The 26,228-nt window shown below is 61.4% G+C and carries 24 protein-coding genes and 2 pseudogenes; 17 read left to right on the top strand and 9 right to left on the bottom strand.

Annotation, left to right across the window (positions count from 1 at the left end; all coding sequences use genetic code 11):
- The first annotated feature begins 15 nt into the window (after positions 1-15).
- The 4 genes and pseudogenes from comD to LHL23_RS21505 form a co-directional block, all read left to right on the top strand.
- A complete protein-coding gene (gene comD / locus LHL23_RS21490) occupies positions 16-522 on the top strand; it encodes a sulfopyruvate decarboxylase subunit alpha (RefSeq protein ID WP_027256510.1) in 507 nt (168 codons plus the stop codon).
- A complete protein-coding gene (comE, locus tag LHL23_RS21495) occupies positions 519-1,073 on the top strand; it encodes a sulfopyruvate decarboxylase subunit beta (RefSeq protein WP_226431497.1) in 555 nt (184 codons plus the stop codon). Before comD ends, comE begins: the two co-directional genes overlap by 4 nt.
- Complete coding sequence (locus LHL23_RS21500; RefSeq protein ID WP_226431498.1) at positions 1,073-2,200, top strand: alpha-hydroxy acid oxidase; 1,128 nt, start codon at positions 1,073-1,075, stop codon at positions 2,198-2,200. The genes comE and LHL23_RS21500 overlap by 1 nt, the downstream gene beginning before the upstream one ends.
- Before the next feature lie 458 nt (positions 2,201-2,658).
- Positions 2,659-2,841: pseudogene (locus LHL23_RS21505) on the top strand (integrase core domain-containing protein); the annotation flags it as partial.
- Positions 2,842-2,933: 92 nt separating this feature from the next.
- Here LHL23_RS21505 and LHL23_RS21510 read toward each other — a convergent pair.
- Entirely contained in the window at positions 2,934-4,538 is a 1,605-nt protein-coding gene (locus LHL23_RS21510) for a GMC family oxidoreductase (RefSeq protein ID WP_226431499.1), read from the bottom strand.
- Positions 4,539-4,642: 104 nt separating this feature from the next.
- Between LHL23_RS21510 and LHL23_RS21515 the strand changes: the two genes are divergently transcribed.
- The 6 genes and pseudogenes from LHL23_RS21515 (at position 4,643) to LHL23_RS21540 (ending at position 10,202) form a co-directional block, all read left to right on the top strand.
- Positions 4,643-5,875 (top strand): TRAP transporter substrate-binding protein, encoded by a 1,233-nt coding sequence (locus tag LHL23_RS21515; protein WP_226431500.1) that lies wholly within the window; start codon positions 4,643-4,645, stop codon positions 5,873-5,875.
- Positions 5,876-5,976: 101 nt separating this feature from the next.
- Positions 5,977-6,645 carry a TRAP transporter small permease gene (locus tag LHL23_RS21520; RefSeq protein WP_226431501.1) on the top strand — a complete coding sequence of 223 codons (669 nt, stop codon included), beginning with the start codon at positions 5,977-5,979 and terminating at the stop codon, positions 6,643-6,645.
- Complete coding sequence (locus tag LHL23_RS21525) at positions 6,645-8,003, top strand: TRAP transporter large permease (protein WP_226431502.1); 1,359 nt, start codon at positions 6,645-6,647, stop codon at positions 8,001-8,003. The genes LHL23_RS21520 and LHL23_RS21525 overlap by 1 nt, the downstream gene beginning before the upstream one ends.
- Positions 8,004-8,016: 13 nt before the next feature.
- The gene (locus LHL23_RS21530; RefSeq protein ID WP_226431503.1) at positions 8,017-8,790 is read left to right on the top strand and encodes an IclR family transcriptional regulator; all 774 of its coding nucleotides are present in this window, start codon (positions 8,017-8,019) and stop codon (positions 8,788-8,790) included.
- Positions 8,791-9,130: 340 nt separating this feature from the next.
- Positions 9,131-9,822: pseudogene (locus tag LHL23_RS21535) on the top strand (IS3 family transposase); the annotation flags it as partial.
- Between the two features lie 128 nt (positions 9,823-9,950).
- Positions 9,951-10,202, top strand: a complete 252-nt coding sequence (locus LHL23_RS21540) for a hypothetical protein (RefSeq protein ID WP_226431504.1) — start codon at positions 9,951-9,953, stop codon at positions 10,200-10,202.
- Positions 10,203-10,561: 359 nt separating this feature from the next.
- Here the strand turns inward: LHL23_RS21540 and LHL23_RS21545 are convergent, their stop codons facing one another.
- Positions 10,562-10,864, bottom strand: a complete 303-nt coding sequence (locus LHL23_RS21545) for a hypothetical protein (protein WP_226431505.1) — start codon at positions 10,862-10,864, stop codon at positions 10,562-10,564.
- A gap of 226 nt (positions 10,865-11,090) precedes the next feature.
- Between LHL23_RS21545 and LHL23_RS21550 the strand changes: the two genes are divergently transcribed.
- The 3 genes from LHL23_RS21550 (at position 11,091) to LHL23_RS21560 (ending at position 12,998) form a co-directional block, all read left to right on the top strand.
- Positions 11,091-11,435: a helix-turn-helix domain-containing protein gene (locus LHL23_RS21550; protein ID WP_222482507.1), complete on the top strand. Its 345-nt coding sequence runs from the start codon at positions 11,091-11,093 to the stop codon at positions 11,433-11,435.
- Between the two features lie 218 nt (positions 11,436-11,653).
- Complete coding sequence (locus LHL23_RS21555) at positions 11,654-12,271, top strand: helix-turn-helix transcriptional regulator (protein ID WP_226431506.1); 618 nt, start codon at positions 11,654-11,656, stop codon at positions 12,269-12,271.
- 61 nt (positions 12,272-12,332) lie between these two features.
- Positions 12,333-12,998: an acyl-homoserine-lactone synthase gene (locus LHL23_RS21560; protein WP_226431507.1), complete on the top strand. Its 666-nt coding sequence runs from the start codon at positions 12,333-12,335 to the stop codon at positions 12,996-12,998.
- Between the two features lie 801 nt (positions 12,999-13,799).
- On the opposite strand, the gene LHL23_RS21565 is transcribed toward LHL23_RS21560, so the two are convergent.
- From LHL23_RS21565 to LHL23_RS21590, 6 genes are read right to left on the bottom strand one after another with little or no spacing between them, the layout of a single operon-like run.
- A complete protein-coding gene (locus LHL23_RS21565; RefSeq protein WP_226431508.1) occupies positions 13,800-14,573 on the bottom strand; it encodes a LamB/YcsF family protein in 774 nt (257 codons plus the stop codon).
- 9 nt (positions 14,574-14,582) lie between these two features.
- Positions 14,583-15,599: a biotin-dependent carboxyltransferase family protein gene (locus LHL23_RS21570; protein WP_226431509.1), complete on the bottom strand. Its 1,017-nt coding sequence runs from the start codon at positions 15,597-15,599 to the stop codon at positions 14,583-14,585.
- Entirely contained in the window at positions 15,596-16,342 is a 747-nt protein-coding gene (locus tag LHL23_RS21575) for a 5-oxoprolinase subunit B family protein (protein WP_226431510.1), read from the bottom strand. Before LHL23_RS21575 ends, LHL23_RS21570 begins: the two co-directional genes overlap by 4 nt.
- A complete protein-coding gene (locus tag LHL23_RS21580) occupies positions 16,342-17,637 on the bottom strand; it encodes a TRAP transporter large permease (RefSeq protein WP_226431511.1) in 1,296 nt (431 codons plus the stop codon). Before LHL23_RS21580 ends, LHL23_RS21575 begins: the two co-directional genes overlap by 1 nt.
- A gap of 9 nt (positions 17,638-17,646) precedes the next feature.
- The gene (locus LHL23_RS21585; RefSeq protein WP_226431512.1) at positions 17,647-18,195 is read right to left on the bottom strand and encodes a TRAP transporter small permease; all 549 of its coding nucleotides are present in this window, start codon (positions 18,193-18,195) and stop codon (positions 17,647-17,649) included.
- Between the two features lie 58 nt (positions 18,196-18,253).
- The gene (locus LHL23_RS21590) at positions 18,254-19,225 is read right to left on the bottom strand and encodes a TRAP transporter substrate-binding protein (RefSeq protein ID WP_226431513.1); all 972 of its coding nucleotides are present in this window, start codon (positions 19,223-19,225) and stop codon (positions 18,254-18,256) included.
- 169 nt (positions 19,226-19,394) lie between these two features.
- On the opposite strand from LHL23_RS21590, the gene LHL23_RS21595 reads away from it, so the two are divergent.
- Positions 19,395-19,916 (top strand): winged helix DNA-binding protein, encoded by a 522-nt coding sequence (locus tag LHL23_RS21595; RefSeq protein WP_226431514.1) that lies wholly within the window; start codon positions 19,395-19,397, stop codon positions 19,914-19,916.
- A gap of 171 nt (positions 19,917-20,087) precedes the next feature.
- Here LHL23_RS21595 and LHL23_RS21600 read toward each other — a convergent pair whose 3' ends face one another.
- Positions 20,088-21,020: a LysR family transcriptional regulator gene (locus LHL23_RS21600; RefSeq protein ID WP_226431515.1), complete on the bottom strand. Its 933-nt coding sequence runs from the start codon at positions 21,018-21,020 to the stop codon at positions 20,088-20,090.
- A gap of 119 nt (positions 21,021-21,139) precedes the next feature.
- On the opposite strand from LHL23_RS21600, the gene LHL23_RS21605 reads away from it, so the two are divergent.
- From LHL23_RS21605 to LHL23_RS21615, 3 genes are all read left to right on the top strand, one after another.
- A complete protein-coding gene (locus LHL23_RS21605) occupies positions 21,140-22,798 on the top strand; it encodes a BCCT family transporter (protein ID WP_222482518.1) in 1,659 nt (552 codons plus the stop codon).
- Positions 22,799-22,902: 104 nt separating this feature from the next.
- Complete coding sequence (locus LHL23_RS21610; RefSeq protein WP_226431516.1) at positions 22,903-24,555, top strand: ABC transporter substrate-binding protein; 1,653 nt, start codon at positions 22,903-22,905, stop codon at positions 24,553-24,555.
- A 211-nt stretch (positions 24,556-24,766) separates the two neighbouring features.
- The coding region (locus LHL23_RS21615; RefSeq protein ID WP_264181309.1) for a recombinase family protein at positions 24,767-26,228 on the top strand (1,462 nt) is incomplete at its 3' end.

Below are 26,228 nucleotides of genomic sequence, written 5' to 3' on the forward strand. Positions count from 1 at the left end.
CAAAGGCTACCCACCATGAACATAGACAAGAGGATCGCTGACGATCTGGCCGCCAACGGCGTCTCCTTCGTCACGACCGTGCCCTGCAAGCAGCTGGCCGGCGTGATCGAGGAGATCGACCAGCGCGACGATATCTTCCACATCCCCTCCAACAAGGAGGATGAGGGCATGGGGCTCTGCGCCGGCGCCTGGATGGGTGGCAAGCGCCCGGCGATCATCATGCAGAATACCGCCATCGGGGTCACCATCAACACGCTGGCGACGCTGATCCAATACTACCGGATGCCGTTGCCGATGCTGATCTCCTACCGCGGCGAGCTGCGCGAGCCGGTGGCTTGCCAGGTGGAAATGGCCGTGCATACCAAGGCGTTGCTGGCCCAGCTCAACATCCCGACATACCACTTCCACTGGCAGAAAGATGTCGAGGAGCTGGACAACATCCTGAAATACACCTTCATGTGCAACAAGCCCGTTGCCATCCTGACCGACGCCAATTTCTGGGGAGGCTATGGCGACCAATGATCCGTTCTGAAATCCTGAAAAAGATCGCGCCGATCCTGCGCAACGAACTGGTGGTCTGCAACATCGGCATTCCGTCACAAGAGCTGCACGCCATCGACGACCAGCCCAGCAACTTCTACATGCTGGGCACCATGGGGCTGGCGTCCTCCATCGGTCTGGGGCTGGCACTGGCGCAGCCGAAACCGGTCATCGTGATCGACGGTGACGGCTCGATCCTCACCAACCTCGGCACCCTGCCCACCATCGGCAACAACGCGCCCGGCAACTACATCCTGATGATCATCGACAACGGTTCCTATGGCTCCACCGGCGATCAGCCGACCTATACCAGCCAGCGCACCGATCTGGCGGGCATGGCGCGCGCCGCCGGCTGCGCCCGGGTGGTGGAGGTGCAGGACAAGGACACCGGCCCGGCGCTGGAGGAAGCCCTATCCAGCGGCGAGGCAACGGTGCTGGTGGTCAAATGCGACAGCGGCAACGCCAAGATGCCGGTGATCACCATGGATCCGGTGGTAATCCGCGACCGCTTCATGAAGGCCGTGGCCGGCTGATGGGCGCAGGCGCCATCCATTCGGCCGAGGATGCCCGCCGCCTGGCCCGGCGGCGGCTGCCCTGGATGGTGTTTGACTATATCGACGGCGCCGCAGGGCAGGAAACAGGGGCGGCGCGCAACCGCGCTGCCCTTGACGCCATCACCCTGCGGCCCCGTATCCTGCGCGATGTCAGCCGGCGCTCGCTTGCCACCCGGGTTTTCGGCGCCGAGGCAGACCGGCCTTTCGGGATTGCCCCGATGGGCATGTGCAACCTCGCAGCCCCCGGCGCCGACCTGATGCTGGCCCGGCTGGCAGCACGCTACCGGGTGCCGCATGGGGTATCCACTGTCGCCTCGACCCCTTTGGAAACCATCCTGGAGGCGGCAGAGGGCTATGCCTGGTTCCAGCTCTATTTCAGCGGCGACGGCACCGGCACCTTCAGGCTGGCCGAGCGCGCCCGCGCGGCCGGCTATCAGACGCTGGTGCTGACGGTCGACGTGCCCGAGGTCGGCCGCCGCCCGCGCGAATTGCGCCACGGCTTCAAAATGCCGTTCCGCATCGGCCCGCGGCAGTTCCTCGACTTTGCCCTGCACCCGCGCTGGTCGCTGACGGCGCTGCTGAAGGGCAAGCCGGTGATGGCGAATTTCGAGATGGAGGGCTATGACTTCGACCGCACCGAAAGCCGGGCCCGTGCCACCTGGGACACGCTGGCCCGGCTGCGCGATCTCTGGCCCGGCAAGCTGGTGGTGAAGGGCGTGCTGGACGCCGAAGACGCCCGCGCGCTGGTGTCCGCGGGCGTTGACGCCATCCAGGTCTCCAGCCACGGCGCGCGGCAGCTGGAGGCTGCGCCTGCCCCGATAGAAAGGCTTGCAGAAATCCGTTCCGATCTTGGGCCGGAGTTTCCGGTTTTCTACGACAGCGGCATCCGGTCCGGCGAAGATGTTCTCAAGGCTCTGTCGCTTGGAGCGGACTTCGTGTTTGCCGGGCGAATTCTGCAATATGCAATCGCCGCCGCTGGAGAGCCGGGGCTGGAACAGCTGTGGGATGCTCTTAGTGAAGAATTGAGCATCGCCATGGCGCAGACCGGGCTGACGTCGTTGACCAGCAGCAGTCTGGAGGGCGCGGCAGCAGCCCAGTTAAAGTGAACTTTCCCTGCGACCGCGGCGGCTGCAGAGAAACCGCGGAAGGCAGTTCAGCCCTCGCTGCGATGCGTGAGGCTTTCGACATGCCGAAACGCGGTCTGTCCCTTTGAAGCTTGCTGCACTTTTGAAATACCATAAGTCGTCGAGAGGATAGCAGGAGCAGCACCCTCCCTTATTGATCATTCCACCGAACTTGCGCCGCCAAGTGCTGTAGCTCAAGCCGCTGAACCGCGCAGGTTGCCGGTCTTGCGGTAAATTTGCGCAACCTTAGTTTTGCGCTTTGAGTGGGCACCATAGGAATCCGGATCGAGGCCAATAAATTTACCCTTTCACGAACCAGCCTTGTTTACTGGCGGATGGAAATGTGCAGTGGTTCATGGAAGCGTCCTGGCAATAGACACTGTAAACTGATCATGAACGGTTCCTCCATCCAACGCAGGATCGACTTGCGCGTTCCTTAATCTGCCCGGCTCCGCGAAGAACTGCTCAACGGAGTAAACTTCCACAGCCTGCGAGAGGCTCAAATCCTGATCGAGCAATGGAGAAAACACGGCAACATCAAACGGCCTCACAGCGCTCTGGGGTATCGACCGCCTGCGCTGGAAACCATCGTTTCGGCGGATCGCAGGCCGGTCATGCACTAACAGTCAGACTGGACCACTCAAGTGAGGCTGATCAGTGATGCCAATTACCTCCAGGAGCTCCGCATTCCTCAGCTATTCAGAATCTGTACTGCCTAACTAGTCTGGCGGGTAATCAGTTCGCTGGCTTTTTCTCCGATCATGATTGCAGGCGCATTGGTGTTGCCCGAGACGATCTCCGGCATGATTGAGCAATCTGCCACCCGCAGTCCGCGAATTCCATGCACACGGAGCTCGGCGTCGACCACCGCATCCTCGCCCTGGCCCATCTTGCAGGTGCCGGTGGGGTGGTAGATTGAGGCGGTGTTGCTGCGCGCCCAGTCCAGCGTGGCTTCGTAATCATCCATTGGCAGGTCTGCACTGGGGCGGAACTCTTCCGAGATCTTCGAATTCAGCGGCGCGTGGCGGGCGATCTTGCGGGCGATGTTCACCCCGGCCACCAATGTGCGGCAATCGGTTTCAGTCGAGAGGTAATTCGGAAATATCTTTGGATAGGTGTTCGGGTCCGAGGACACGATCCGGATCTCTCCCTTGCTTTCCGGCCTCAGCTGGCACACCGACATAGTAAAGGCTGAGAAGGGATCCGCCCCCTTGCCAGGGTTCTCGGCCGACAGCGGCTGCACATGAAACTGGATGTCCGGGGTTTCCAGATCGTCGCGCGTCTTCATGAAGCCGGTAGCAAGGCTTGCAGCCATTGTCATCGGGCCGGCCCGGAACAGAGCATACTTCAGGCCAATCTTGGCCTGGCCGAACAGAGTGCGGACCTCGTCGTTCAGCGTCGGCTCGTTGCATTTGTAGACCAGACGTGCCTGCAGGTGGTCCTGCATGTTCTTGCCGACGCCATAGAGGTTCTTTTTCACCTCAATGCCGTGTTCGGCAAGCTGTGCGGCCTCGCCAATGCCCGACATCATCAGGACCTGTGGCGAGTTGATAGCGCCGCCTGACAGCACGATCTCGCGCCGCGCTGTTATGCGCTGGATCTGTCCTGCCCGGTCCTTGTACAGAACCGCCACGGCGCGGCCCTCCTGGATGTCGACCTTCTGCACCATCGCGCGGGTAATGATCTGCAGGTTCTCGCGGTTTTTCACCGGATTCAGAAAGGCCACGGCAGAACTGCAGCGACGGCCGTTCTTGGCAGTGAGCTGGAAGAAACCGACGCCTTCCTGGGTGGCGCCGTTGTAGTCAGGGTTGAAGGGGTAGCCCGCCGCCTGCGCCGCGGCGACCCAGGCATCTGTTATTGGGCGCTGGATGCGCATGTTGGAAACCGACAGCGGACCGCCGGTGCCATGAAATTCATCCGCGCCGCGTTCATTGTTCTCGGAGCGTTTGAACAGCGGCAGGACATCCTCCCAGCCCCAGCCGGCATTGCCCATCTGGCGCCAACGGTCATAATCCTGCGGCTGGCCGCGCACATACAACAGGCCATTCAGCGAGGACGAGCCGCCCAGGACCTTGCCGCGGGGCCATTCGATTGAGCGGCCGTTCAGACCCGGATCCGGCTCGGTCTTGTAGCACCAATCGACTGACGGATTGTGGATCGTTTTGAAGTAACCGACCGGGATGTGGATCCAGGGATTGATATCCCGCCCGCCAGCCTCCAGCAGCACCACTTTATTCCTTGGATCCGCACTCAGCCGGTTGGCAACAACACAGCCGGATGACCCTGCGCCGATGACAATGAAATCCGCGTCCAAAACCATCCCTCCCGAACTCTCGATGAAAAAACTTCTATACAGAATGTGTAAATTGGTCTAGCATTTTTTGATACGAAACGTCTCAATAATTGATCTTAGGGAGGAGAATTATGGGGCTGACCAATAAACTGAGCCGTATTTCGCGGCGGGATCTGTTCCGCGTGGCAGGGACTTACGGGATGAGTTCGACCCTGCTGGCGGCAGGCGGATTCGGCGGCGCGATGAGCCTGGCGAATCTCGCCTCGGCTGCGGAATCAACCTATGAGAAGCGCTACGCCAAGCCCGCCAAGCACACTCTGAAGTTCGGCGCTTCCGGCTTCAACGCGCGCAATCTTCTGATCGAGCGGGCAGGCGCGCTGGAGTTCGCCCGGGACCTCGAGGCCCGCACTGACGGTGAAATCCGTATAGAGTTCATCGGTGACAACCAGATTTGCGGCCAGCTGTCCTGCGTTGAGAAAACCCAGCAGGGCATCGTCGACATCTACGCCGCTTCGACCCAGAACTCGGCCGGCGGCGCACCATACCTGAACGTGCTGGACTATGCCTTCATGTTCCCAGGCCGCGCGTCCCAGTACCATTTCCTCTATCACCCGAAGAGCCAGGAAATCCTGCGCGACCCGCTGGAGAAGCGCCACGGGCTGAAGTTCCTGTTCAGCCATTGCGAGCTGCGGGGCATCCAGCTGGGCCTGAAATACAAGGACCAGCCGACCATCACCAAGCTGGAGCAGCTGTTCGGGACCAAGAACCGCGTTACCGGCACCCAGCTTGGCCGGATTGCGATGAATGCCCTGAACCTGAACCCTGTGCCTGTGGCATGGGAAGAGACCCTCGACGGGCTGAAGCAGGGCCTGATCGACGGCGCCGAAACCTGGGCCTCCGCAGTGGCCTATGCCAACATGGCGCCAGTGGTCTCGCAGTCCGTCGATCTCAAGTTCTTCTGCGGCACTGAGCACACCTCGATGTCGGCCAAGGTCTTTGACGGCCTCGAAGGCTATCTGCAGGACGCAGTGATGGAGAGCGCCTATTGGGCGCAGGCCCATGTGCAGGCGGCAAACGAGGCGGCGCTGGTCAAGACCGTCGGCTTCTCCGACCCGCAGCTTCCAGGCACGGTGTTTGCGGAACACGGCGTGCGCCCGGCCTTCCTGCCGGACAGCGAAATCCGCATGGCCGAGGAAATGTGCTCGCCCGAGTTCCAGCCGCAGCTGTGGGAGCAGTGGCGCGACCGCCTGAACAAATGGGCCGGCGGCATCGACACTTATCAGGAAATCTACAACATCGCGCGCGAAGTCGACAAAGACATGAAGCCCGAAAACGTGGAGCCGCGCCGCTGGTGGAAGGGCTGAAACAGGCCCGAATTGCGAGCAATAGGCCGGCGCCCGTCTGCGTCGGCCTTGTTTGCCCGGCATGATCCAGCAGGATCACAGGGCAATGAGGGGAGGATAACATGCAGCTTTGGCCGGACATCGGCGCCATTTTCAGCGCCTTCGCATCCCAGGACAGCTGGGAAATCCGCAATGCCTTGGAAAGCAACGCGGCCTGGGTTCTGGGAACAGTTGCCGCCGCGGTCGGCGGGTTGCTGGTGATGCTGATCTACCGGCTGGTGCCGCTATTGGACCGGCACCTAGAGCGCACCATCATGGTGTGGAGCTACCTGGCGATTGCCTTCATCATCTTCTGGGGGGTGATTGACCGCTTCGTCTTCAAGAACCAGCAACCCTGGTCCACGACAATTCCGCCGCTGCTGTTCATGATCATGGCTTGGTTCGGGGCAGCCTTCAACGTTCGGCTGCGGACACATCTGAGCTTCTCGGAATTTCGCACCATTATGCCCCGCTGGGCGCAGATGGGCTGCCTTACCCTGGATGCGGTGCTGTGGTTCGGCTTTGCAGTGATCGTCTTTGTCACCACAACCAGACTGACCGCGCTGTCGGCCTCTAACTTCCAGATTGTTCTGGGCACCGACAGCGTGCTGCAATGGTGGTTTCTGATCACCGCGCCCCTGTCTTTTGTCCTGATGATCGCCCGGGTGTTTGAAAACCTGGCCGACGACATCCGCAACTACCGCAGCGGCGCGCCGCTGATCAAACAGGCCGTGATCGGAGGAGACGTGTAATGGATACCGGAACCTGGGTCACGCTGATCTCGATTGGGGTCACCTTCCTGTTCATGCTGGGCGTGCCGGTGCTGCTGGTCATTGGCTATTGGGTGATCGGCTGTTCCTTCGTGCTGGGGCTGACTCTCGACAACATGGGCGCGGAGCTCTTGAATGTGTTCAACAAGGGCTTTGCGCTCTTGGCGATGCCGCTGTTCATCCTGACCGGCGACCTGATCAACCAGTCCGGCATCGCGCGGCGCCTGTCCGATTTCGCCTATGCCTGCCTTGGCTGGATGCGCGGCGGACTGGCGATGGCCTCGCTCGGTGCCTGCGGGCTGTTTGCCGCCATTTCCGGCTCCAACTCGGCAACAACCGCCACCATCGGCTCGATGCTGCACCCGGAAATGGTCAAGGGCGGCTATGACGAGCGCTTCTCTGCCGCCACTGCCGCGGCAGGCGGCACCGTCGGCATCATCATTCCGCCGTCGATCATCTTCATCGTCTACGGCTTCCTGATGAACCTGCCGATCTCGGATCTGTTCGTCGCGGGCATCCTACCGGGCGCGATGATGGTCATCGGCATGCAGCTCGCCTGCTGGATCATCTGCCGCCGCAACGGCTGGGGGTTCCTGATCCCCCTGCAGCTGAACCGGGTCCTGAAAACCGCCTTCGGCGCCTGGCTCGGCTTTTTTGCCATCGGGCTGGTGCTGTGGGGCATCTACACCGGCAAATTTTCCCCCACTGAGGCGGCGGGCGTAACCGTTGGCTTTTGCGTCATCGCAGGCGTGCTGTCCTGGGTGGTAACAAAAATCACCGGTGCCCGCAGCGGCAAGACATGGGAAGAGAAATCATATGCCGAAATGCTGGTGGTCGAAGGCTTCACCATCCCGCAGATCCCCGGCATCGTGGTGCGCTCGGCCCAGATCACCGGCATCCTGGCGCCGCTGATCGCGATTTCCGTGGTAATGCAGCAGATCCTGTCGCTCCTCGGTGCGCAGCAGGCGATCGGCGGGTTTGTCACCTCGATGGGCGGCTACCACGCGGTTCTGTTCACCTCGATGGTGATCGTTTTCTTCTCCGGCATGGTGCTTGAAAGCCTGCCGGTTACCATCATCCTCGCCCCGATACTGGCGCCAATTGCGGCCTCGGTCGGTGTGGACCCGATCCACTTCTCTGTAATCTTCCTGGTCGGTGCCTCCATCGGCTTCATCACTCCGCCCTATGGGCTGAACCTCTATGTCGCATCGGGTGTGACCGGTGTTCCGTATTTCCGCCTGCTTCGCTATACGGTTCCCTACCTTGCAGCCCTGATTGGTGTGTGGGTTCTGGTCTCGCTGGTTCCTGACTTCGCCTTGGCGCTGCTGCCCAACAAGTAGGGATGTGACGGTGATGGCAGAGGACACGTCGGAGAAGAAAGAAGGGCAGATACCCACCAACCTGCGCCTGTTGGTGCTGCTGGAGGAAGTGGCCCGCCGCGGAGAGGCGGTGAAACCGGCGGAAATGATTGAAGCCATGGGCCTGCCCAAGCCGACTGTCCACCGTCTGATGCAAACTGCTGAGGCTGAAGGCTTTCTGCAACGCAACCTCGACGGCCGGGCCTACGGGCCCGGTCCGCGGCTGCGAAAGCTGGCCTTCAACACCATGTCCTCCGAGCATCTCCGCACCGCGCGCCTCACCATCCTTAAAAGCGTCGCCGAGGAGCTGGGCGAGACCTGCAACCTTGCCACCCCTGACCGCGAGGGAATGATCTATCTTGACCGGGTGGAAACCAAATGGCCGCTGCGCATCCAGCTGCCGATCGGCACCCAGGTGCCGTTTCACTGCACCGCCAGCGGTAAGATGTACCTATCGACCCTGAAACCCAGCACGCTGGCAGCCGTGCTGCGCGCCCGAACGCTGGAGGCGGTGACAGGCAAAACATGCACCGACCCGGATGCGCTTAGCGCCGAATTGGAAGCCATTGCCAAGCGCGGTTATTCCACCGACGACGAGGAGTTCATCGCCGGCATGGTCGCCGTTGCCGTCCCAGTGCGTGACACCCGCAACAGGCTGCTTGCAACGCTCTCCGTCCACGCCCCGGTCCAGCGCCACAGCCTGCAAGAGCTGACGGAGTTCCTCCCATCTCTGCAGAAGGGAGCAGGGGAGCTGGCGAGCCTGACCTGAGGCGCTGCGACGGAAAATTCATCTCCCTGAAGTGTTCCCTGCATAGTCCGTGCTAATTCCTTCACCCTGTTCAAGCGGTATGTTTGCCCAAGGCGCTGTCGGCCGTTGCCAGAATTTGCCGTTCCATCAGGCGCATGGGCTGGTGTCGTGCTTTGGTTTCATCAAGTTTGCCAAGGCCTTGGTCCTATCAGCTCCGCGGGGCGTTCCTCATTGTGGTCTCAACGCCAGGCCTTTAATTCTCTGCAGCATCTTCAAGCCTCATGAACCAATGGCGGTTCGTCACCTGATCCTCCCCCACTGAAGTGCTCCGCCGTTATGTTTAAGAAAACGGAAGATCAGAATAGGAACGAAGCGACACAAGCCCAAAGAGATTGTCACTAGGTTTCGGCAGATTGAGGTGCTTGTCGGTCACGGGATGCAGCGCGTGGATGCGATCCGCGAAGTACGCATCACCGAGCAGACCTACTACTGCTGGCGCAAGCAATATGGCGGGATGGGAACCGACCAGCTCATGGAATTCAAACGGCTGCAGAAAGAAAACAAGCGGCTGCGTCGCGCCGTTCCGGATCTAACCCTGGACAAGCTCACCCTGTCGGAGGCCCCAAAGGGAAACTTCTGAGCTGCGCTCGCCGCCGAGCCTGCATTGAGCATGTGCGCAGTCAGTTCAGGGTGTCGGAACGAAAGGCCTGCCGTGTCCTGGGGCAGCATCGTTCCACGCAGAGAAAGTTGCCAAGAGGCCGGGCCGGCGAGGCGCGCCCGGTCGCGGACATAGTTGAGCTAGCGCACCAATACGGCCGCTACGGTTCCCGGCGGATCGCGGCCTTGCTGAGGGATGTCGGCTGGCAAAAGAACGACAAGCGTGTCGAACGCCTGTGGCGACGTGAGGGGCTGAAAGTGCCTGCGAAACAACCGAAAAAGGGACAGCTCTGGCTGAACGACGGATCATGTGTCCGGTTGCGGCCTGAGTATCGCAACCGCGTCTGCAGCTACGACTTCGTGCATTGCCGGACCGATGATGGAAAGGCCTTCCGCACGCCGCAGCGGGCGACTGCCATGACCGGCGGAAGGCCGCACACTCCCTAAAGAAGGTGGAGAGCCGGATACAATACATCCTGACGGCAATGGAGGACGGCATGTAGACTGCATCGATGGAGGGCAAGATGGCTGAGATGGACGGCGAGAAGGCCCGCCTAGAGGCGGTCATCGCTGCCAACCCGGAGCCCCCCGCCCTGCAGCTGCATCCGAGCCTCTCAGCCCGGTACCGGGAGCTGTTCGAGGATCTTGCTGGCTCTCTGAATGCGCTGGAAGTGAGGCGGGAGGCCACTTCGTCGTTGCGGGCGCTGATTTCGGAAGTTCGGATGGTTCCGGACACTGATGCGCCCAGCGGCCATCAGCTTGAACTTGTTGGGTAACTGGCGGGGATCATGGCATTGGGGATGCCGGAATCGAAAATGCCGCCCGCTGTCTGCATAGGCTTGGTCGGACACGGTGGCTGCGGGAGCAGGATTTGGACACTGTTTCATTCAAGCCCAATAGCTGGCGGTTGCGGTGCCAGCCGCCATCCGTTGCAAGCGCTACTTAGGTATCTTCTTACGTCCACTGTGCGCAGATAGCTGCCGCTGCAAAGTTGCGAACTGTGGCCGCCGTTCGGAACCTGACCGGGATATTGCTGACATTCGCCGTAAGTGCAGTATGGGCGAAAGTCAGCAAGACGCAGAATGTGACAACAGCAGCATGTATCGCCGGGCTCGTCCCAGAAACACCCTGAATACTATGAAAGCCTCTTGGTTTCGCAAGCAATAGACTCACTCAGAATTTCCAAAGAGCCGTCAGCAACCAATTCAGCAACAAGATCTGCGACTCGTGCTTGCGCCTTACCCACGGAATCCGCGGCTTCGTCGAGTTCGTCCGCGTATTGGTCAGGATTACCTGGGTTCTGGCGGCGCGACCGTGCCAGGCCCTTAGAGGCAACTGCAAATGCTTCGCGGGCCTCGGCATAGTCTTTGGCGGCGGCGATCACGGCTTGTATCCGCTCGAACTGCGTTTTTCTGTAGCTAACGGCATTGGCACTCATTTAAAACACTCCTGGAAAATTTTGGGCAGGCCCGGTCTGTCAAGCTCATCCCCTCTATTGTGAAGCCACTGCTCCACAGAAACGGCGCGATAGGCGTTAAGTCCTTCTGGCTGAAACACGAAACCGAAACCTTAGACATATACATCCGCTCAGCTCAGGATTATACATTTGCAACTCGAAGTATAATTCTAATTGCTGGCGGGGTAGTTCTATGTATGATGCTGGCATGACTGGACAAGATGTAAGCTCGCACCCCGCGAATGATGTGAAGGCTGAGCGTTGGAGGCAGCGCCTGCGGCAGGCGCTGGACATCCGCGGCCTCGACTATGGCGAGATCTCTGAAGCTGCAGGCAACAACGCCGAATACGTCAGCAAAGTGTTGAACGGGCGCTTCAATCCCACTGTGGTACGTATCATGCGGATTTGTGAAGCGGCGAATATCGACATGGCCTATCTCTTTTCTGAAGAAACGGATTCAGTTGATCGCAGTGTTCTAAGCAAGGCGGCGGAACTTACCGAGGACGACGCCAAGCTAGTCAGCCGGCTTATCAACAGCGCCCGCTCGCGCTAGCTCTATCCTTTCAATGATTTTTATAAACAAATGGGTTCCCTGACTTGGCCATTCCCGATTGGCGGCAGCAACTGAGTGCAAGAGCGTTTCAAGGGTGGATGCGGTAATTTTGTCTCTTTGCACGTCCCCCTCCGGCCTGAAGAAAAATTGTCATTTGTGATAATCGCCCAAAACGATATGTTTGAATTAAGTTGCATACTATGCGTGTGGTTCACAATATGAGAAGTGATATTCGGGGCGTTCTTTTAAGGTCATTGGATCAATTATCGGAATGCGGTTATTCCATCGGAGTCGGCTTTGACGGCGTAGAACCGGTCTTTGTTCACAGCACCTATAACCAGCGCTGGATAGACCGATATGTCGATCAGGGTTACCTGCTGATAGATCCGACTATTCAGTTCGGGCTGAGCAGCATCGGCCAGGCAACCTGGAAGGAGCTTGAACGCCTTTTCCCGTCATCCAGGGCATTTTTTGAAGATGCCGCAAACTATGGGCTGCACCACGGGAATACCCTGGCAATCAGCGCTGACGGGCGTGTCTCGGTTCTGAGCTGCTCCGGCCCTGAGTGGGGCAAAGAGGACCTGCGGATCGCGCGTACAGCCCTGCACGCACTCCACGCACTGGAGTACGAGCCGTCAAACCCGGTTACGCTGACGGAGCCGGTGAAGGATGTCCTCCGTCTGATGTGCGGCGGTTGCAAGGATCAGGAAATCGCGAACCGTTTGGGCGTAAAGCTGGAAACCGTCCGGGCAAGACGCAGAACCGCCCTGCAGGCGCTTGAAGCGAAAACAAGCGCGCAGCTCATATCACAAGTGATAAAATTCAAACTAATCTGAAGGTTGAATATTTCAAACGGCCAAGGCTGTTTCAACATGGCGCTGCAATTAGGAGAGCGCCATGCAATTACACATCTTTCCATTCGAACAGCGGTCCGCCTTCAAAGTGGAGTACCAAGGCTTCCTCGCGCTGCGCAAACAAAAGCTGGTAGACGAACTCGGCTGGGGATTGCATCACGACGGAACCTTCGAGCGGGATCAGTACGACCGGCCGGGAGCTATCTATTCCCTCGTGACGAGAGGCAGCCGGATCATTGCCGGAGCCCGCGCCGCCTCATGCGGCGATAGTGACGGATACTGGAGCTACATGCTCAAGGACGCTAGGGACGGCAAGATCCAGGGCATCCCCGGAGGGCTGCTCAGCGAGTACCCGGAGACAAACCGGACTTGGGAATGCACGCGGTTTGTCATGGACGAAACCCGGGCGGACACGGCAAAGCCTTCCATCGAAACCAAGCTCGTCGTCGCCGGATTGTGCATGACGGCGTTCAGCTTCGGGGCATCCGAAATGATGTCCCTGTCACCCCGAGGCCTGGGGTTGCTGCTGAAACGGTTCGGCTACAAGGTCCGGAAAGAGGCCGCCCGCTACATCTGCGGCGACGACGGGCGCGAGTACCGGACGTTTCTGATGGCCTGCAATCCCGCGGTCAACCAGGATCTGGCCGTTCACTACATTTCGCCTGGCTCCCTGCCCGTCGCACCGCTGCAACTACAAGGAGCCGCCTAACAAAAAATACTGGTTCAATGTCCCTGCTTAGCTTTTGACTGTTCGGCTTTAGGTGGCCGGGTTAGATCAGTACGGGTAGCCGGATGCTCCCGGACTCGAAAGCCGGATCACCCCGGAATACCCACCCCGCTCTGCAGCCAATCTAAGCCCCAAATTGAATGGCCGGTCAGTGCTGTTTGCCCCACGCTTCACGCGCTAAGGCTTGAGCACTGGCTGATGACCAGTATGGGCTACAGCTGATTTCAGCAACGATGCAGCATCCGCCATTTGGAATATCCCACCCGAGTGAAGGACGGCTCTTTGCAGACATTGGTCAAGAGTTCGATTTGCTGCGGTGCAGCCTGTCATCAAAGGCTTTCGCCACGTCCGTGAAATCGTGTTTGGCTCGTACCCGCGCCGCCGGAACCAAGCCTGTTCGTTCAAGAGTTCAAGAAGGCGGGCTGGCCCGTTTTGGCTGCCTAGTGCTTTACGGTCATCCGATAAAAGCGATTGCAATGTCCAGCGGCGCGGCTTTAGAACTCAGTCCTTCGGCAGTCCGAGGCTTTGAAGGGAATACAGCATTGGATGTCTCATCCCCTGCTTGGTTCCAGGCAGGGAATGGGGCTTCGGGCGAGATCAGACATCATGGCTGGAACGGTCGCCCAATGTCACGTTCAGGATCACTCCCTTGCCCTTGCTCAAGACCACGGGAAATTCCCGCTAGGTGACAGGACAGTCCCGGTCATAGCCTGGCTTGCAGAACTAATGCTGATCATAGGGGGCAATTCAGGCAGACTGCGGAAAGCGGTTTCTATCGGAAACTTAAAGTGCCGCGCCATTGGTTTTGGCAAGGCTTATGCCACTGTCCTGCAGCGCACTGCGCACGGCAACTGCAATTGCAAGGGCTGCCGGGGTGTCACCATGAAGGCAGATGGTGTCGATCCGGGTTCCGATCCGTTTTCCGCTGGCTGTTATTATGGCTCCCTCGCGCACCATCTCTACCATCCGCCGCCCAGCCTCTGCCGGGTCATGTATCACAGCGCCCGGCAGGCTGCGGTCCACCAGCGTCGCATCGTCGTTATAGGCGCGGTCGGCAAAGATCTCGCACGCAGTGTTGCACCCCACTTCCTGTGCTGCCTGCTGCTGGGCGGTGCCCGCCAGCACCATCACGATGATCTCCGGATCGACTGACAAGGCCGCCTGATAGCAGGCCCGCGCCATCCCAATGTCTTCCGAGGCCATGTTTGCCAGCGCCCCGTGCAGCTTCAGGTGCCGCACTGCACCTCCGGCTGCGCGCGCCATCGCCTGCGCTGCACCCAGCTGGTAGCGCACCATGTTGCCCAGCGTCCCATACGACACTGACATCCGGCGGCGGCCAAAACCCTGCAGGTCGGGAAAGCCCGGATGCGCGCCAATCCCAACATCCTTGACCACCGCATTCTTCATAGTCGCGGCCATCACATCCGGATCGCCCGCGTGAAAGCCGCAGGCGATATTGGCCGAGGTCACGATATCCAGCAGCCCGGTATCATCGCCCAAGGACCAGCTGCCAAAGCTTTCGCCCATGTCGGCATTCAGATCGACCGTCCTTGTCACGTCATCTCCTCACAAGACATCATCTTCACCGGCAATCGCGCCGCTGATCAGCTGATAGGACAGCAAGTTGGACATGGTGCGCGGGTCCCGGATCAGGGGAAAGCACAGGCTGCCCAGACCCTTGCGCCGCTCCGCCTCGGCCCGCTCCAGCGCCACGGCTTCCTCCAGCGCAATGAAACGGAACTTCAACGCCATTCCCGCCGCCGCCTGCGCCAGCACGGACAGATCGCAAGGAAGAACCGTGCCGATCCGCGGATAGCCGCCCGTAGTCTGGCATTCCGACAGCAGAACATAAGGCGTGCCATCGCCGGTCACCTGGATATCGCCAGGCACGATCACCTCCGACACCACCGTGCGCGCGCCTTCAGGGCGGAAGCCCACGCCACTGCCCTCCAGCGGCACACCCATGCGGTTGCCTCGGGCGCCGCGGCGGAAGGTTGACTGCTCGAACCGCGAAAGCTCAGCTTGAGGGAACAACGCCGTCTGCAGACTGGGCACAACCCGCACCGTGCCGCCCTCGAACCGGTTCTCGGGCGCCAGCCCAAGCCCGGTGGTGCGGCCGCTGTCAGGACCGGTTTCCAGCACATCCCCTTCTGCCAGCGGCGCGCCAATGCCCGCCGCCAGATGCGCCGAGCGCGCGCCCAGATGCACTGGTGTCTGAATGCCGCCGCCCACATGCAAGTAGCCATAACAGCCGCTGCGCGCAGCCCCGATGGTCAAACGCGCGCCGACGGGAAGCAGGTGGCTGGCGCTCCACGCCACGGCGGTTCCGTCAATGCTCGCCCGCATCGGCGCGCCAGTCAGCGCGATGCGCAGATCGCTGTTCGCCTGAAACTCGCCGCCCATGCCGGCCATCTCGACCGCCGCCAGATCCGCGCCCTGCCCCAGCAGCGCCGCGCCCTCGGCCAGCGCCAGCCGGTCGGCAGCGCCGCCGCGCGAGACCCCGTATTCCAGCCAGCCCGGGCGGCCGCCGTCCTGAAAGGTCACCCCCGGTCCGGCGCGTAAGACGATCAATGTACCGCTCATGTCAGCGCCTCCGCCTTGGCGCCGCCCAGCGGATCGCGCCGCAAGCCTTGCAGTTCTTCCGGCGTCACCGGTGTGAATTGCACCTCATCGCCGGGGCGCAGCAGGAACGGCTCCTGTGCATCGGGGCGGAACAGCCGCACCGCGGTCTGGCCCGCATGCATCCAGCCGGTGGGCGCGGTAACCGAGAACAGCACCAGCTGCCGGATCGCAACCGCCAGCGCACCTTCGGGGATGCGGGTGGTCAGCTGGCTCTGGCGTGGAATGTCCCAGGCCTCCGGCAGTTCACCCAGATATGGCTGGCCGGGGGCAAAGCCGATGGTCTGCACCCGAACCCGCGCCGCCGACAGCGAGGCCACTGCCTCTGCCTCCGTCATGCCCGCGGCCTCTGCGGCCTGCGGCAGCTGCGGCGCCAGCTCTGTGCCGAACACCGCCGGAATCCGCCAAAGGCGGCGCTGGCGGGGCAGCGCGGCCGCACACCAGTCGCGCTGCGCAAGCAACGCCTCCAGCCGCGCCCGCAAGCCCGCATGGTCCAGGTACCGCAGGTCGAACCGCACATAAGCTGACACCAGCGAGGTTGAGACTTCCTCGATCCCGTCCCAGCTTTCCTCCGCCAGCGCCGCGCGGAACGCCAGGGCGGCGCGGTTGGCAGGCTCGCTCAGACGGCTGCCAAAGCTCACCAGCATCCCGTCCACACCTACCGTGCGGATTTCGGGGACGGGCGTTGCTGCGCTCTCCTGTGCCATCACATCTGCTCCGGCAGGTAGGTCACGATGGACGGGAACAGCACGATCAGCACCAGCGCCACGATCATCAGGAAGAAGAACGGCAGCGCCGCCTTGGCCACGGTCAGGATGTCCCGCCCGGTCAGCGACTGCAGCACAAACAGGTTGAAGCCGACCGGCGGGGTGATCTGCGACATCTCCACCACGATCACCAGGAAGATGCCGAACCACAAGGGATCAATGCCTGCCTCCAGCACCATCGGCATGATCACCGACGCCGTCAGCACCACCACGGAGATCCCGTCGAGGAAACAGCCCATGATCACAAAGAAGATGGTCAGCGCCGCCAGCAAGGTGAAGGTCGACAGGTTCAGCGAGCCAATCCACTCCGCCAGAATGCGTGGAATCCCGGTGAAGCCCATCGCCACGGTCAGGAACGAGGCGCCTGCCAGGATAAAGGCGATCATGCAGGAGGTGACGGTCGCCCCCATCAGCCCCTCGGTGAAGCTCTGCCGGGTCAGCGAGCCGCTCTGCCACGACAACAGCAGCGCCAGCACTACGCCAACAGCGGCGGCATCGGTGGGCGAAGCGATGCCTGCATAGATGGAGCCGACCACCCCGCCGATCAGCAGCACCACCGGCAGCAGCCTGCGGGCGCGCTTCAGCTTCTCGCGGAAGGTGGCGGCGATATCCTCGGTCGGCAGCTTGTTGCGGTTGAGCAGCGCCCAGACCACCACATAACCCACGAACAACCCGACCAGCAGCACGCCGGGCAGCACGCCCGCGACAAACAGCCGGGCGATGGATTGCTCGGTCGCCACGCCATAGACGATCAGGATGATCGACGGCGGGATCAGCAGCCCCAGCGTTGCAGAACCGGCAAGCGTGCCGATCACCAGCTTCTCAGGGTAGCCGCGGCGGGCCAGCTCCGGGATCGACAGCTTGCCGATGGTGGCGGCGGTTGCAGCGGACGACCCCGACACCGCGGCAAAGATCCCGCAGGCAAAGACGTTCACATGCAGCAGCTGCCCCGGCAGCCGGTTCATCCAGGGCGAAAGCCCGGTGAACATGTCCTCCGACAGGCGCGAGCGGAACAGGATCTCGCCCATCCAGATGAAAAGCGGCAGCGCCGCCAAAGCCCAGGAGTTGCTGTGGCCCCACATGGTGGTGGCCATCACCAGCCCCAGCGGCGCCTCGGTGAACAGCGCCATGGCGGCAATGCCTACGCCCAAGAGGGCAAAGGCCACCCACAGGCCGGCACCCAGGAACAGGAAAAGAAGGACCAGAAGAATGATGGAAAGCGCGGCAACCGACATGATGATCCCCTATTCGCTCAGAAGGTTTTCGCCCTTGCCCTCCCAGGAGGGCAGTGCGCCGCGCAGCATGCAGACCAGCTCGTCCGCCAGCGCCAGGGTGAGGATGCCAAGGCCCAAGGTAACCGGTGCCTGCGGCAGCCACAGCGGCACCGATACCATGCCCGCGCTTCGGTCGCCGAACTCCAGCGACTCCAGCAGCAGCAGACCCATGTACCAGGTGGCATATCCGCTCATCGCCAACGCCAGAAAGGTCACGGCGATCTCCACAGCCCCGCGGGCGCGCATTGGAAGGCGGTTGGTCAGCAGCGTCACCCGGATATGGCCGCCTGCACGCAGCGCATAGGCCAGCGCCAGAAAGGTCGAGGCTGCCAGGAAAAAGCCGGTGAAGTCGGCATAGGACGGGATCGTCAGCCCTATACCGCTGCCAAGCAGTGCCACCGCGACCTTGTCGGCCAAGTTCAGGCACACCTGTGCAAATACCAGTGCCACGATAGAGACGATGAAAAGTGCTGCCAGCCCCCCGGCCGCACGGTAGATGAAATCGAGCACAGTCCGCATGGCGGCTCCTCCTCCCCAGGAAACCGGACGCCGCAGCCGGCGTCCGGCCGTTATGCAGTTACTGCTGGTAAGCGTTCAGCAGGGTGGCACCCGCCTCCCCGGCCTCACCTTTCCAATTCTCCAGCATCTGGGCGCCAATGGCGCGCAGGCCTTCCATCAGCTCTTCCGACGGCTCGGACACGGTGATGCCGTTTGCCTTCAGCACCTCAATCTGGCCGCTGGTTTCAGCCCGGCTCATCTCCCAGCCGCGCGCCTCTGCCTCAGCCGCGGCATCCAGGATCGCAGTCTGGGTAGCCTCATCCAAACGGCGGAAAGCGCGCTTGTTGACCACCACGATATTCTTAGGGATCCAGGCCTGGATGTCGGTGTAGTGGGTCAGGAAGTCCCAGGCCTTGGAATTCACACCAGTGGAGGGCGAGGTGATCATCGCCTCGACCCGGCCGGTGCTGAAGGCCTGCGGGATGTCCGGAACTTCAACTTGGGTTGGCGCGGCGCCCGCCAAGTTGGCGAACTGCTCGAGCGTCGCGTTGTAGGTGCGGAACTTCAGTCCCGCCAGATCGTCAACGCTGCTGATCTCTTTGGTGGTGTACAGCCCCTGCGGCGGCCACGGCACCGCATAAAGCGCCATCAGTCCCTGCTCGTCCAGCAACCCGTCGATTACGCCCCTTTGCGCCGCCCAAAGGCGCTCGGCCTCTTCATAGCTGGTGGCCAGGAACGGCAGCGAGTCGGCGCCGAACGCCGGGTTGTCATTGGCGAGCAGTGACAGAAAGAACTCACCCGCAGGCACCTGGCCGCTGCGCACCGCCTTGCTGATTTCAGGGTGTTTGAACAGGGAGCCGGCCGAATGGACCTTGATCTCCAGCCCGCCAGCAGTGGCCTCGGCGACGTCACCGGCAAACTCAGCAATGTTCTTGGTGTGGAACGTGGCGTCCGGGTAAGGGGTCGGCATGTCCCAGGTTGCCGCCTGCGCCGAAACCGACAGCCCGGCAATCAGGACAGCAGCGCTGCCCAGCATACGCGTGATCTGCATTTTCTCCTCCCAATGCGATATACTCATATTTCGTACTCATAACGCTTACATTTTGTCAACGTTATGCAAGCACATCCCAAATACCTGCTTGATCCCCTTGAAATCTTGCCCTTTTATATTCAGACATAGGCAAAACACCGGGGTTTTACTGACAAAGAAAGGGCATTCAGTGAGTGAAAAATTGCCAAAATCCCGCCGAATCGTCTCCTCGCGCCATCTGGCCGAAGGTGAAGGCTGGGAGCTGTCGGAACTGGAATACGGCCTGATCGTGGCCTATAACGCCTTTTCGCGTTGGATGACCCGCTGCATGACAGCTGCCGGGCAACCCAACCTCAGCGCGCTGGAAATCCTGATCCTTCACAACGTCAACCACCGCGGCAAGGACAAGCGCCTGTCCGACATCTGCTTCCTGCTCAACATTGAAGACAGCCACACGGTAAACTACGGGCTGCGCAAACTGCTGAAGGCCGGACTGCTGGACTCGGAGAAACGCGGCAAGGAGGTTTTCTACCGCACCTCGGCAGAGGGCGCGGACCTCTGCGCCGCCTACCGTGACATCCGCCGCCATTGCCTGCTGGATGGACTGGACTCGGCTGAACTGCCGGGCAAGGATCTGCGCGAGCTGGCCCGCAGCCTGCGTGCACTGTCTGGCCACTACGACCAGGCCAGCCGCGCAGCGGCGTCACTTTAGGTCCGGACCCATTGGTTTCACGTGTTCGGCATTGTTCAACGGCAAAAAAAACGAGTGGTGCTTGGCTCAACCTTCTCTGGCGGACCGATGTGCTGGTACCGTACGATGCTGCCACGGCTTTCCAATGAGGAAGACATTGGGTTACGCCAAAGCCTCTCAGATCCGGATTAATCACCTGAGCGTCAGGTTCGCCGTATGTGCTGCAATCCACTCAAACACCAGGTTCGGACCGCGCAGGCGGCTTGAGTAATCGCGCGACATCACATAGCCGGCATCGCTGGCCACGACATCCCCGGTCACCTGCACCAGCCTGCCGTCGGCCAGTAGGTTGTCGATCAGTCCCAGCCATCCCAGCGCGATGCCATCGCCGGAGACCGCCGACTGCACCACCATGTCGTAGTTGTTGAAGCTGATGTAATTCTTGGACCGTTCCCCCGCGATGCCAAGACTGTCGAACCAGCCCTGCCAGGTCTGCCATTCCGCCGAGGCCGGTTTCGACAGGCTGAGAAGGTGACAGTCCAGCAGCTTGGCTGACGCCTTGATTGGGCCGTGGGCATCAAGATAAGCGGGGCTGCAGACAGCCGCGACCCTTTCCTGCAGCAGCATGACATCGCCGTCCGCCATGCTGCCGCGCGGGGCGACGTGAATCTTGATGTCGCAATCTTCGCCGTAGTCGGCCGGGGGCACCTGCGAGGCCAGGATCTGGATTTCAATCTCATCCCCCAGTTCAGACCGCAGGTGCGACAGCCGGGGCAGCAGCCAGAAACTGGAGAAGGCGAAATCGGCCGAAATCCGCACCCTCGGCTTCGACTTCCGCTCCAGCAGCGAGGCCACGGAATTTCCCATCTGCGTCATTGCCGGGCGGACAACATTGAGCAGCCGGACGCCCTCGTTCGTCAGCGACACGCCACGGTGCTCGCGCTTGAACAGGGCAATTCCCAGTTCCGTTTCCAGCCCCTTGATTTTCTGGGATACTGCAGACTGCGTCAGCCCCAGCGCTTCGGCGGCACCGGTGAAGTTGCCATACCGGGCGACCAGGTCGAAGGTGTGCAGCGCAACCAGGCTGTAGCTCAGCTTCCTATTAATTCCGCTAATGTCGTTCATAAATTATTGCCTACTGCAAAAGGGCGAATTTTTATAACAGAAAATGCCCTGCGTAAGTTCTGCTAAGGCCGCAGCCCCGGCGGCATCTCCTGGCAGATCAGAAAAGACAGGGAAACTGCATGTCAATAAAACCTCCTTTAACGGATCTGCCGATCGGCACGTCCGACAGCGGATTTTACCGGGGCTTCAGCCAGATCGTCACCATTTCATCAAAGCTGATGATCGGCGGGCTGGTGGTCTGGGCGATTGCCTTCCCGGAACAATCGGGTGCGGTCTTGAACTCGATCAACGGCTTCATCCTCGCTTCCTTCGGCGCCTGGTACATCTGGACCGTGGCGCTGTTTGTGCTGTGCTGCATCGCGCTGGCGATCTGGCCCACCGCCGGGCGGCTCAAGCTGGGCCAGCAAAGCGACGCGCCGGAATTCTCTAACTTCTCCTGGTTCTCGATGATGTTCGGTGCCGGCATCGGGGTCGGCATGCTGACCTGGGCGGTGGCCGAGCCTATCTACCACTGGAACAACAACCCGGAAGTGATCCAGGGGCTGACCAACGGCGGCACCGCCGACAATATCCGTATGGCGTATAAGTGGTCGTTCCTGCACTGGGGCCTGGGCGCCTGGGCCTGCTATGCCATTGCCGGGCTGGCGCTGGGGTTCTTCAGCTACCGCCGCGGCCTGCCGCTAACCATGCGCTCCTCGCTGACACCGCTGTTCGGCGCCCGCCTGTCCGGATCGATCGGTCATCTGGTGGATATCGTCGCCGTTGTCGCCACCATTCTTGGCGTTGCGCAAACCCTTGGCTTCGGGGTGGAGCAGTTTGTCTCCGGCCTTACCCGGATCGGTATCACAGGTCTGACCAATGAGGCAGGCACCGCTAACACCACCGGTGTATTGGTTGCCATCGTGGTGATTATGGCGGCGTCCACCGCCTCGGCACTGTCGGGGGTCGGCAAGGGCATCAAGTGGCTGTCCAACCTGAACATGGTCCTCAGCATCGCGCTCCTGAGCTTCTTCTTGCTGTTCGGCTCCACCTTCTTTGGCCTGCAGGCGCTGGTTGTCGGCCTGTGGGATTATCTGGCGGCGCTGCCGGATATGAGCTTCCGCGTCTGGACCGGCGACGGCAACCCGGACAGTGTGGCATCGAAACTGGAAGGTTGGCAGGGCGGCTGGTCGGTGTTCTACTGGGCTTGGTGGATTGCCTTTGCGCCTTTTGTCGGGTTGTTCCTGGCCCGGATCTCCAAGGGCCGCACTATCCGCGAGTTCGTGCTGGGTGCCATGATCGTGCCCTCGCTGATGTGCTTCGTCTGGTTCACCTGGGCAGGCGGCACCGCTATCGACCTGGAATTGTACGGCGGCGCAGGCGGCCAGATCTCCAGCGCGCCGGATGGCGACAAGATCTTTGCTATGGTACAATACATGCTGTCGCCCTGGCTGGGCTGGGCGATGTCGGTGATGATCGTGGTTCTGCTGATGACCTATCTGGTGACCACTGCAGACAGCGCCGTGCTGATCGTCAACACCATCAACGCCGCCGGTGATGAAGGCCCCAAGGCTCGCCCGCATATCCTGTTCTGGGGTGTGGCGCTGGGTGCGGTGGTCACAGCGCTGCTGCTGGTCGGTGGCCTGAAGGCAATCCAGACCGCGATGGTGATCGGCGCACTGCCCTTTTCGCTGGTAATGGTGCTGCAATGCGCCGCCCTGATCAAGGCGATCTACAACGACGGCCGCCGCGCGCAGGCAGGCGTGGCCGCCACCATCACTCAGGAGCCCGCTGAATAAGGTTCTCCCCGGGGATGGCGGCCAGCGGGCAGGGCTGCCGTTCCAACCACCGTACCTCTGCCCGCACCCTTTCTGGCGCTGAGCACAGCAACAAAGGAAGCAAAATGACACAATATTACAACAGGGAAACCCTCCACCCCGCAGTCCGGATGCACGCTGAGGAAGCGGCTGAAGGCAAGCTGGACCGCCGCGAATTTCTGAGCCGGGCCACCGCGCTGGGGGTGACCGCCTCTGCCGCCTACGGCATGATCGGCCTCAGCCAGCCGGTGCAAGCCGCGGCCAATGTGCAGGAAGGCGGCACCATCCGCATCCAGCAGGTGGTGCGCGCGCTGCTGGATCCGCCGCTTTTCAACTGGCCGCAACTGGGCAATCTTGTGCGCGGCTACCTGGAATATCTGGTGCAATACAACGCCGACGGCACCTTTGAACCCCGGCTGCTGGAACGCTGGGAGGTTAACGAGGATGCCACCGAATACCTGTTGCACATCCGCCCGGGCGTGAACTGGAACGACGGCCGCGGCACCCTGACCGCCAAGGATGTCGCCTATAACTTTGCCCGCTGGTGCGATGGCAAATGGGAAGGCAACTCAATGGCAGCCCGCATGGGCTCGCTGCAGAACGAGGCGGGCGACGGCCCGGCCGAGGGCGCGCTGGAGATCATCGACGACCTGACGCTGAAACTGAAACTGACCCGCCCGGACATCACCATCATCCCGGCGGTGACCGAATACCCCGCCGCCATCGTGCCGGACGGCTGGTCGGGCGATCCGGGCGCCGATCCGGTTGGCACCGGGCCTTACAAGCTGGTCGAATACGAAGTCGGCGTGAAAGTTGCGCTGGAGAAGAACACCGATCACGAATGGTGGGGCGAAGGCGCCCATCTGGACCGGATCGAATTCATCGACTTCGGCACCGACGGTGCCACCCACCTGTCCGCCGCCGAGGCCGAAGAGATCGACATGGTCTATGAGACCGTGGGCGAATATGTCGACATCTTCACCGGCATCGGCTGGAACGTGAGCGAGTCCGTCTCGGCCAATACATTGGTGCTGCGCACCAACCGCGACGCCATTGTGGAAGGGACCAGTCCCTATGCCGACGCCCGGGTGCGGCGCGCGCTGGCGCTGGCCTGCGACAACCAGGTTCTGTTGGAGCTGGGGTACGATGGCCGCGGCACCCTGGCCGAGAACCACCATGTCTGCCCGATCCACCCGGAATACGCCGACATCGGCGCCCCGGTGCGCGACGCCGAGGCCGCGCGCAAGCTGATGGAAGAGGCCGGGATGCTCGATTTCGAACACGAGCTGATCTCGATCGACGATGACTGGCGGCGTAATACCACCGATGCGCTGGCGGCGCAGATGCGCGATGCCGGCCTCAAGGTCAAACGAACCGTGCTGCCCGGCAACACCTTCTGGAACGACTGGGACAAGTACCCGTTCAGCTCCACCGACTGGGGCCACCGCCCGCTGGGTGTGCAGGTGCTGACGCTAGCCTACAAGACCGGGGTGGCCTGGAACGAAACCGGCCTTGCCAGCGCCGAGTTCGACAGCATGCTGGAAACCGCCTCGGCCATTGCCGACGCCGATACCCGCCGCGGCCATATGGAAAAGATCGAGCAGTTCATGCGTGAAGACGGGACCATCATCCAGCCTTACTGGCGCTCGCTATACCGCCATGCGCGCCCCGGCGTCATCGGCGCCGAGAGCCACCCGATCAATGAAATCCACGTCCACAAGTTGGCTCTTGAGGCCTGACCACTGCCTCTGACCATTTTCCTGAAAGCAACAAAGCGTGCGCCGGTAATGGCGCGCGCTTTCTGCGTGAGAACGGCGGTGAGAAAGTCGACCACGGGGCGGAGCAAAAGTCTGCCAGTCCGGGCGTGACCGGCGCCTTGGTCAGGAAGGACCAAATCCGGGGCTGGGACGCCCGCACCACGTTGCCCTCTACGCAAGCTACTCCACCGACATGCAGAACCCGATGTCGGTCGAGGATCAGTTCCGGCTGATCGAGCGCTACGCCAGAGAGCGCGGCTGGGAGGTTGCAGACCATTACGCTAACAGCGCCATCAGCGGGACCGTGAGCCGCGCACGATCAGACTTCCAGCGTCTATCGGCAGACCTCGCCAGCGGCAGTTTTGATGTGGTTCTGGCCGAATCCATCGACCGCATTTGCCGAGACCCGGAGCATATCGCCGTCTTCTACAAAAGCGCCCGCTTCCACGGCGTTGAGATCCACTCTTCCAAACGGGGAAAGGCCGACGCGCTGACGCTGGGCCTCTCCGCCATGTTCTCGGCGATGCACGTGGAAGAGCTGTCTCAAAAGACCCATCGAGGGCTGGAAGGCCGCGTCGAACAAGGCTTTAGCGCCGGCGGGAAGGTCTATGGCTACCGGCAGGGCACTGACGAGCGCGGCGCGCCGGTCAAAGGCAAACGCGCGATCGACGAGATCGAAGCCGCCGTGGTGCTCAACATCTTCCGAGACTATGCCGCAGGGCTCTCGCCGATCGCCATCGCCAATCGCTTGAATGAAGAGGGCATCCCCTCCCCCTCTGCGCGCACCAATCGCCGGTCGTCAGGACGCTGGAAACAGAACGCAATCAACGGAAACCGGGAGCGGGGCAACGGCATCATCAACAATGAACTCCACATCGGCTGGCTGGTGTGGAACCGGCAGACCTTTGTGAAGAACCTTCAGACAGAGAAGCGCGTTGCTCAATCGAACCCGAAGAACGAATGGCGTACCGCCGAGGTACCTGAACTGCGCATCATCGATCAGGACCTCTGGAATGAAGTGAAAGCCCGGCAAGCCGCCCTGTCGAAGCGCAGCGCAAAGATCAAAGCCAGCGACCGCAACAAGCTCTCGGCCGGGCAGACCCTTCGCCGGAGGAAGTACCTCCTGTCCGGCCTCCTGCACTGCGGCCTCTGCGGCGGCAAGATTACCGTCGCCGGGAGCGGCAAATACAAGACCTACTACTGCGCCAACGCCAAGGAGATGGGTCCCAGCGTCTGCACCGGGTTTCGGGGCCTTCGGGAGAGCGTAGCCCAGCCTCTCGTCCTGTCAGGCCTGCGGGGCGAGCTGATGAAGCCCGAGGCCTACGAGCACTTCCGGAAACGGTTCCATAAGCGTCTCGTCGAGAGCCAGGGCGCCGCCGAGGAAAGGCTGCGCATCCACGACGCCCGCCTGCACGAACTGGAGACGAAGGAACGCAACCTCCTGCAAGCCATTGAAGACGGGGCCTTCTCACCGGTGATCAATGAGCGCCTGAACGCCGTGCATGAGGAACTGACAGCAATGACGGACAAACGCGCTGAGTATGTTCGCCGCAGGTGGAGCTGCCCGAGGAACTGCCGGAACTCAACCGGGCGATGGTGGCGGACCTGGCAGCATCGCTGTCGGACGAGGCTGTTGCCGGCCGGGCCGCCGATGA

This window comes from Leisingera sp. McT4-56 (assembly GCF_020514995.1).
Lineage (GTDB): Bacteria > Pseudomonadota > Alphaproteobacteria > Rhodobacterales > Rhodobacteraceae > Leisingera > Leisingera aquaemixtae_A.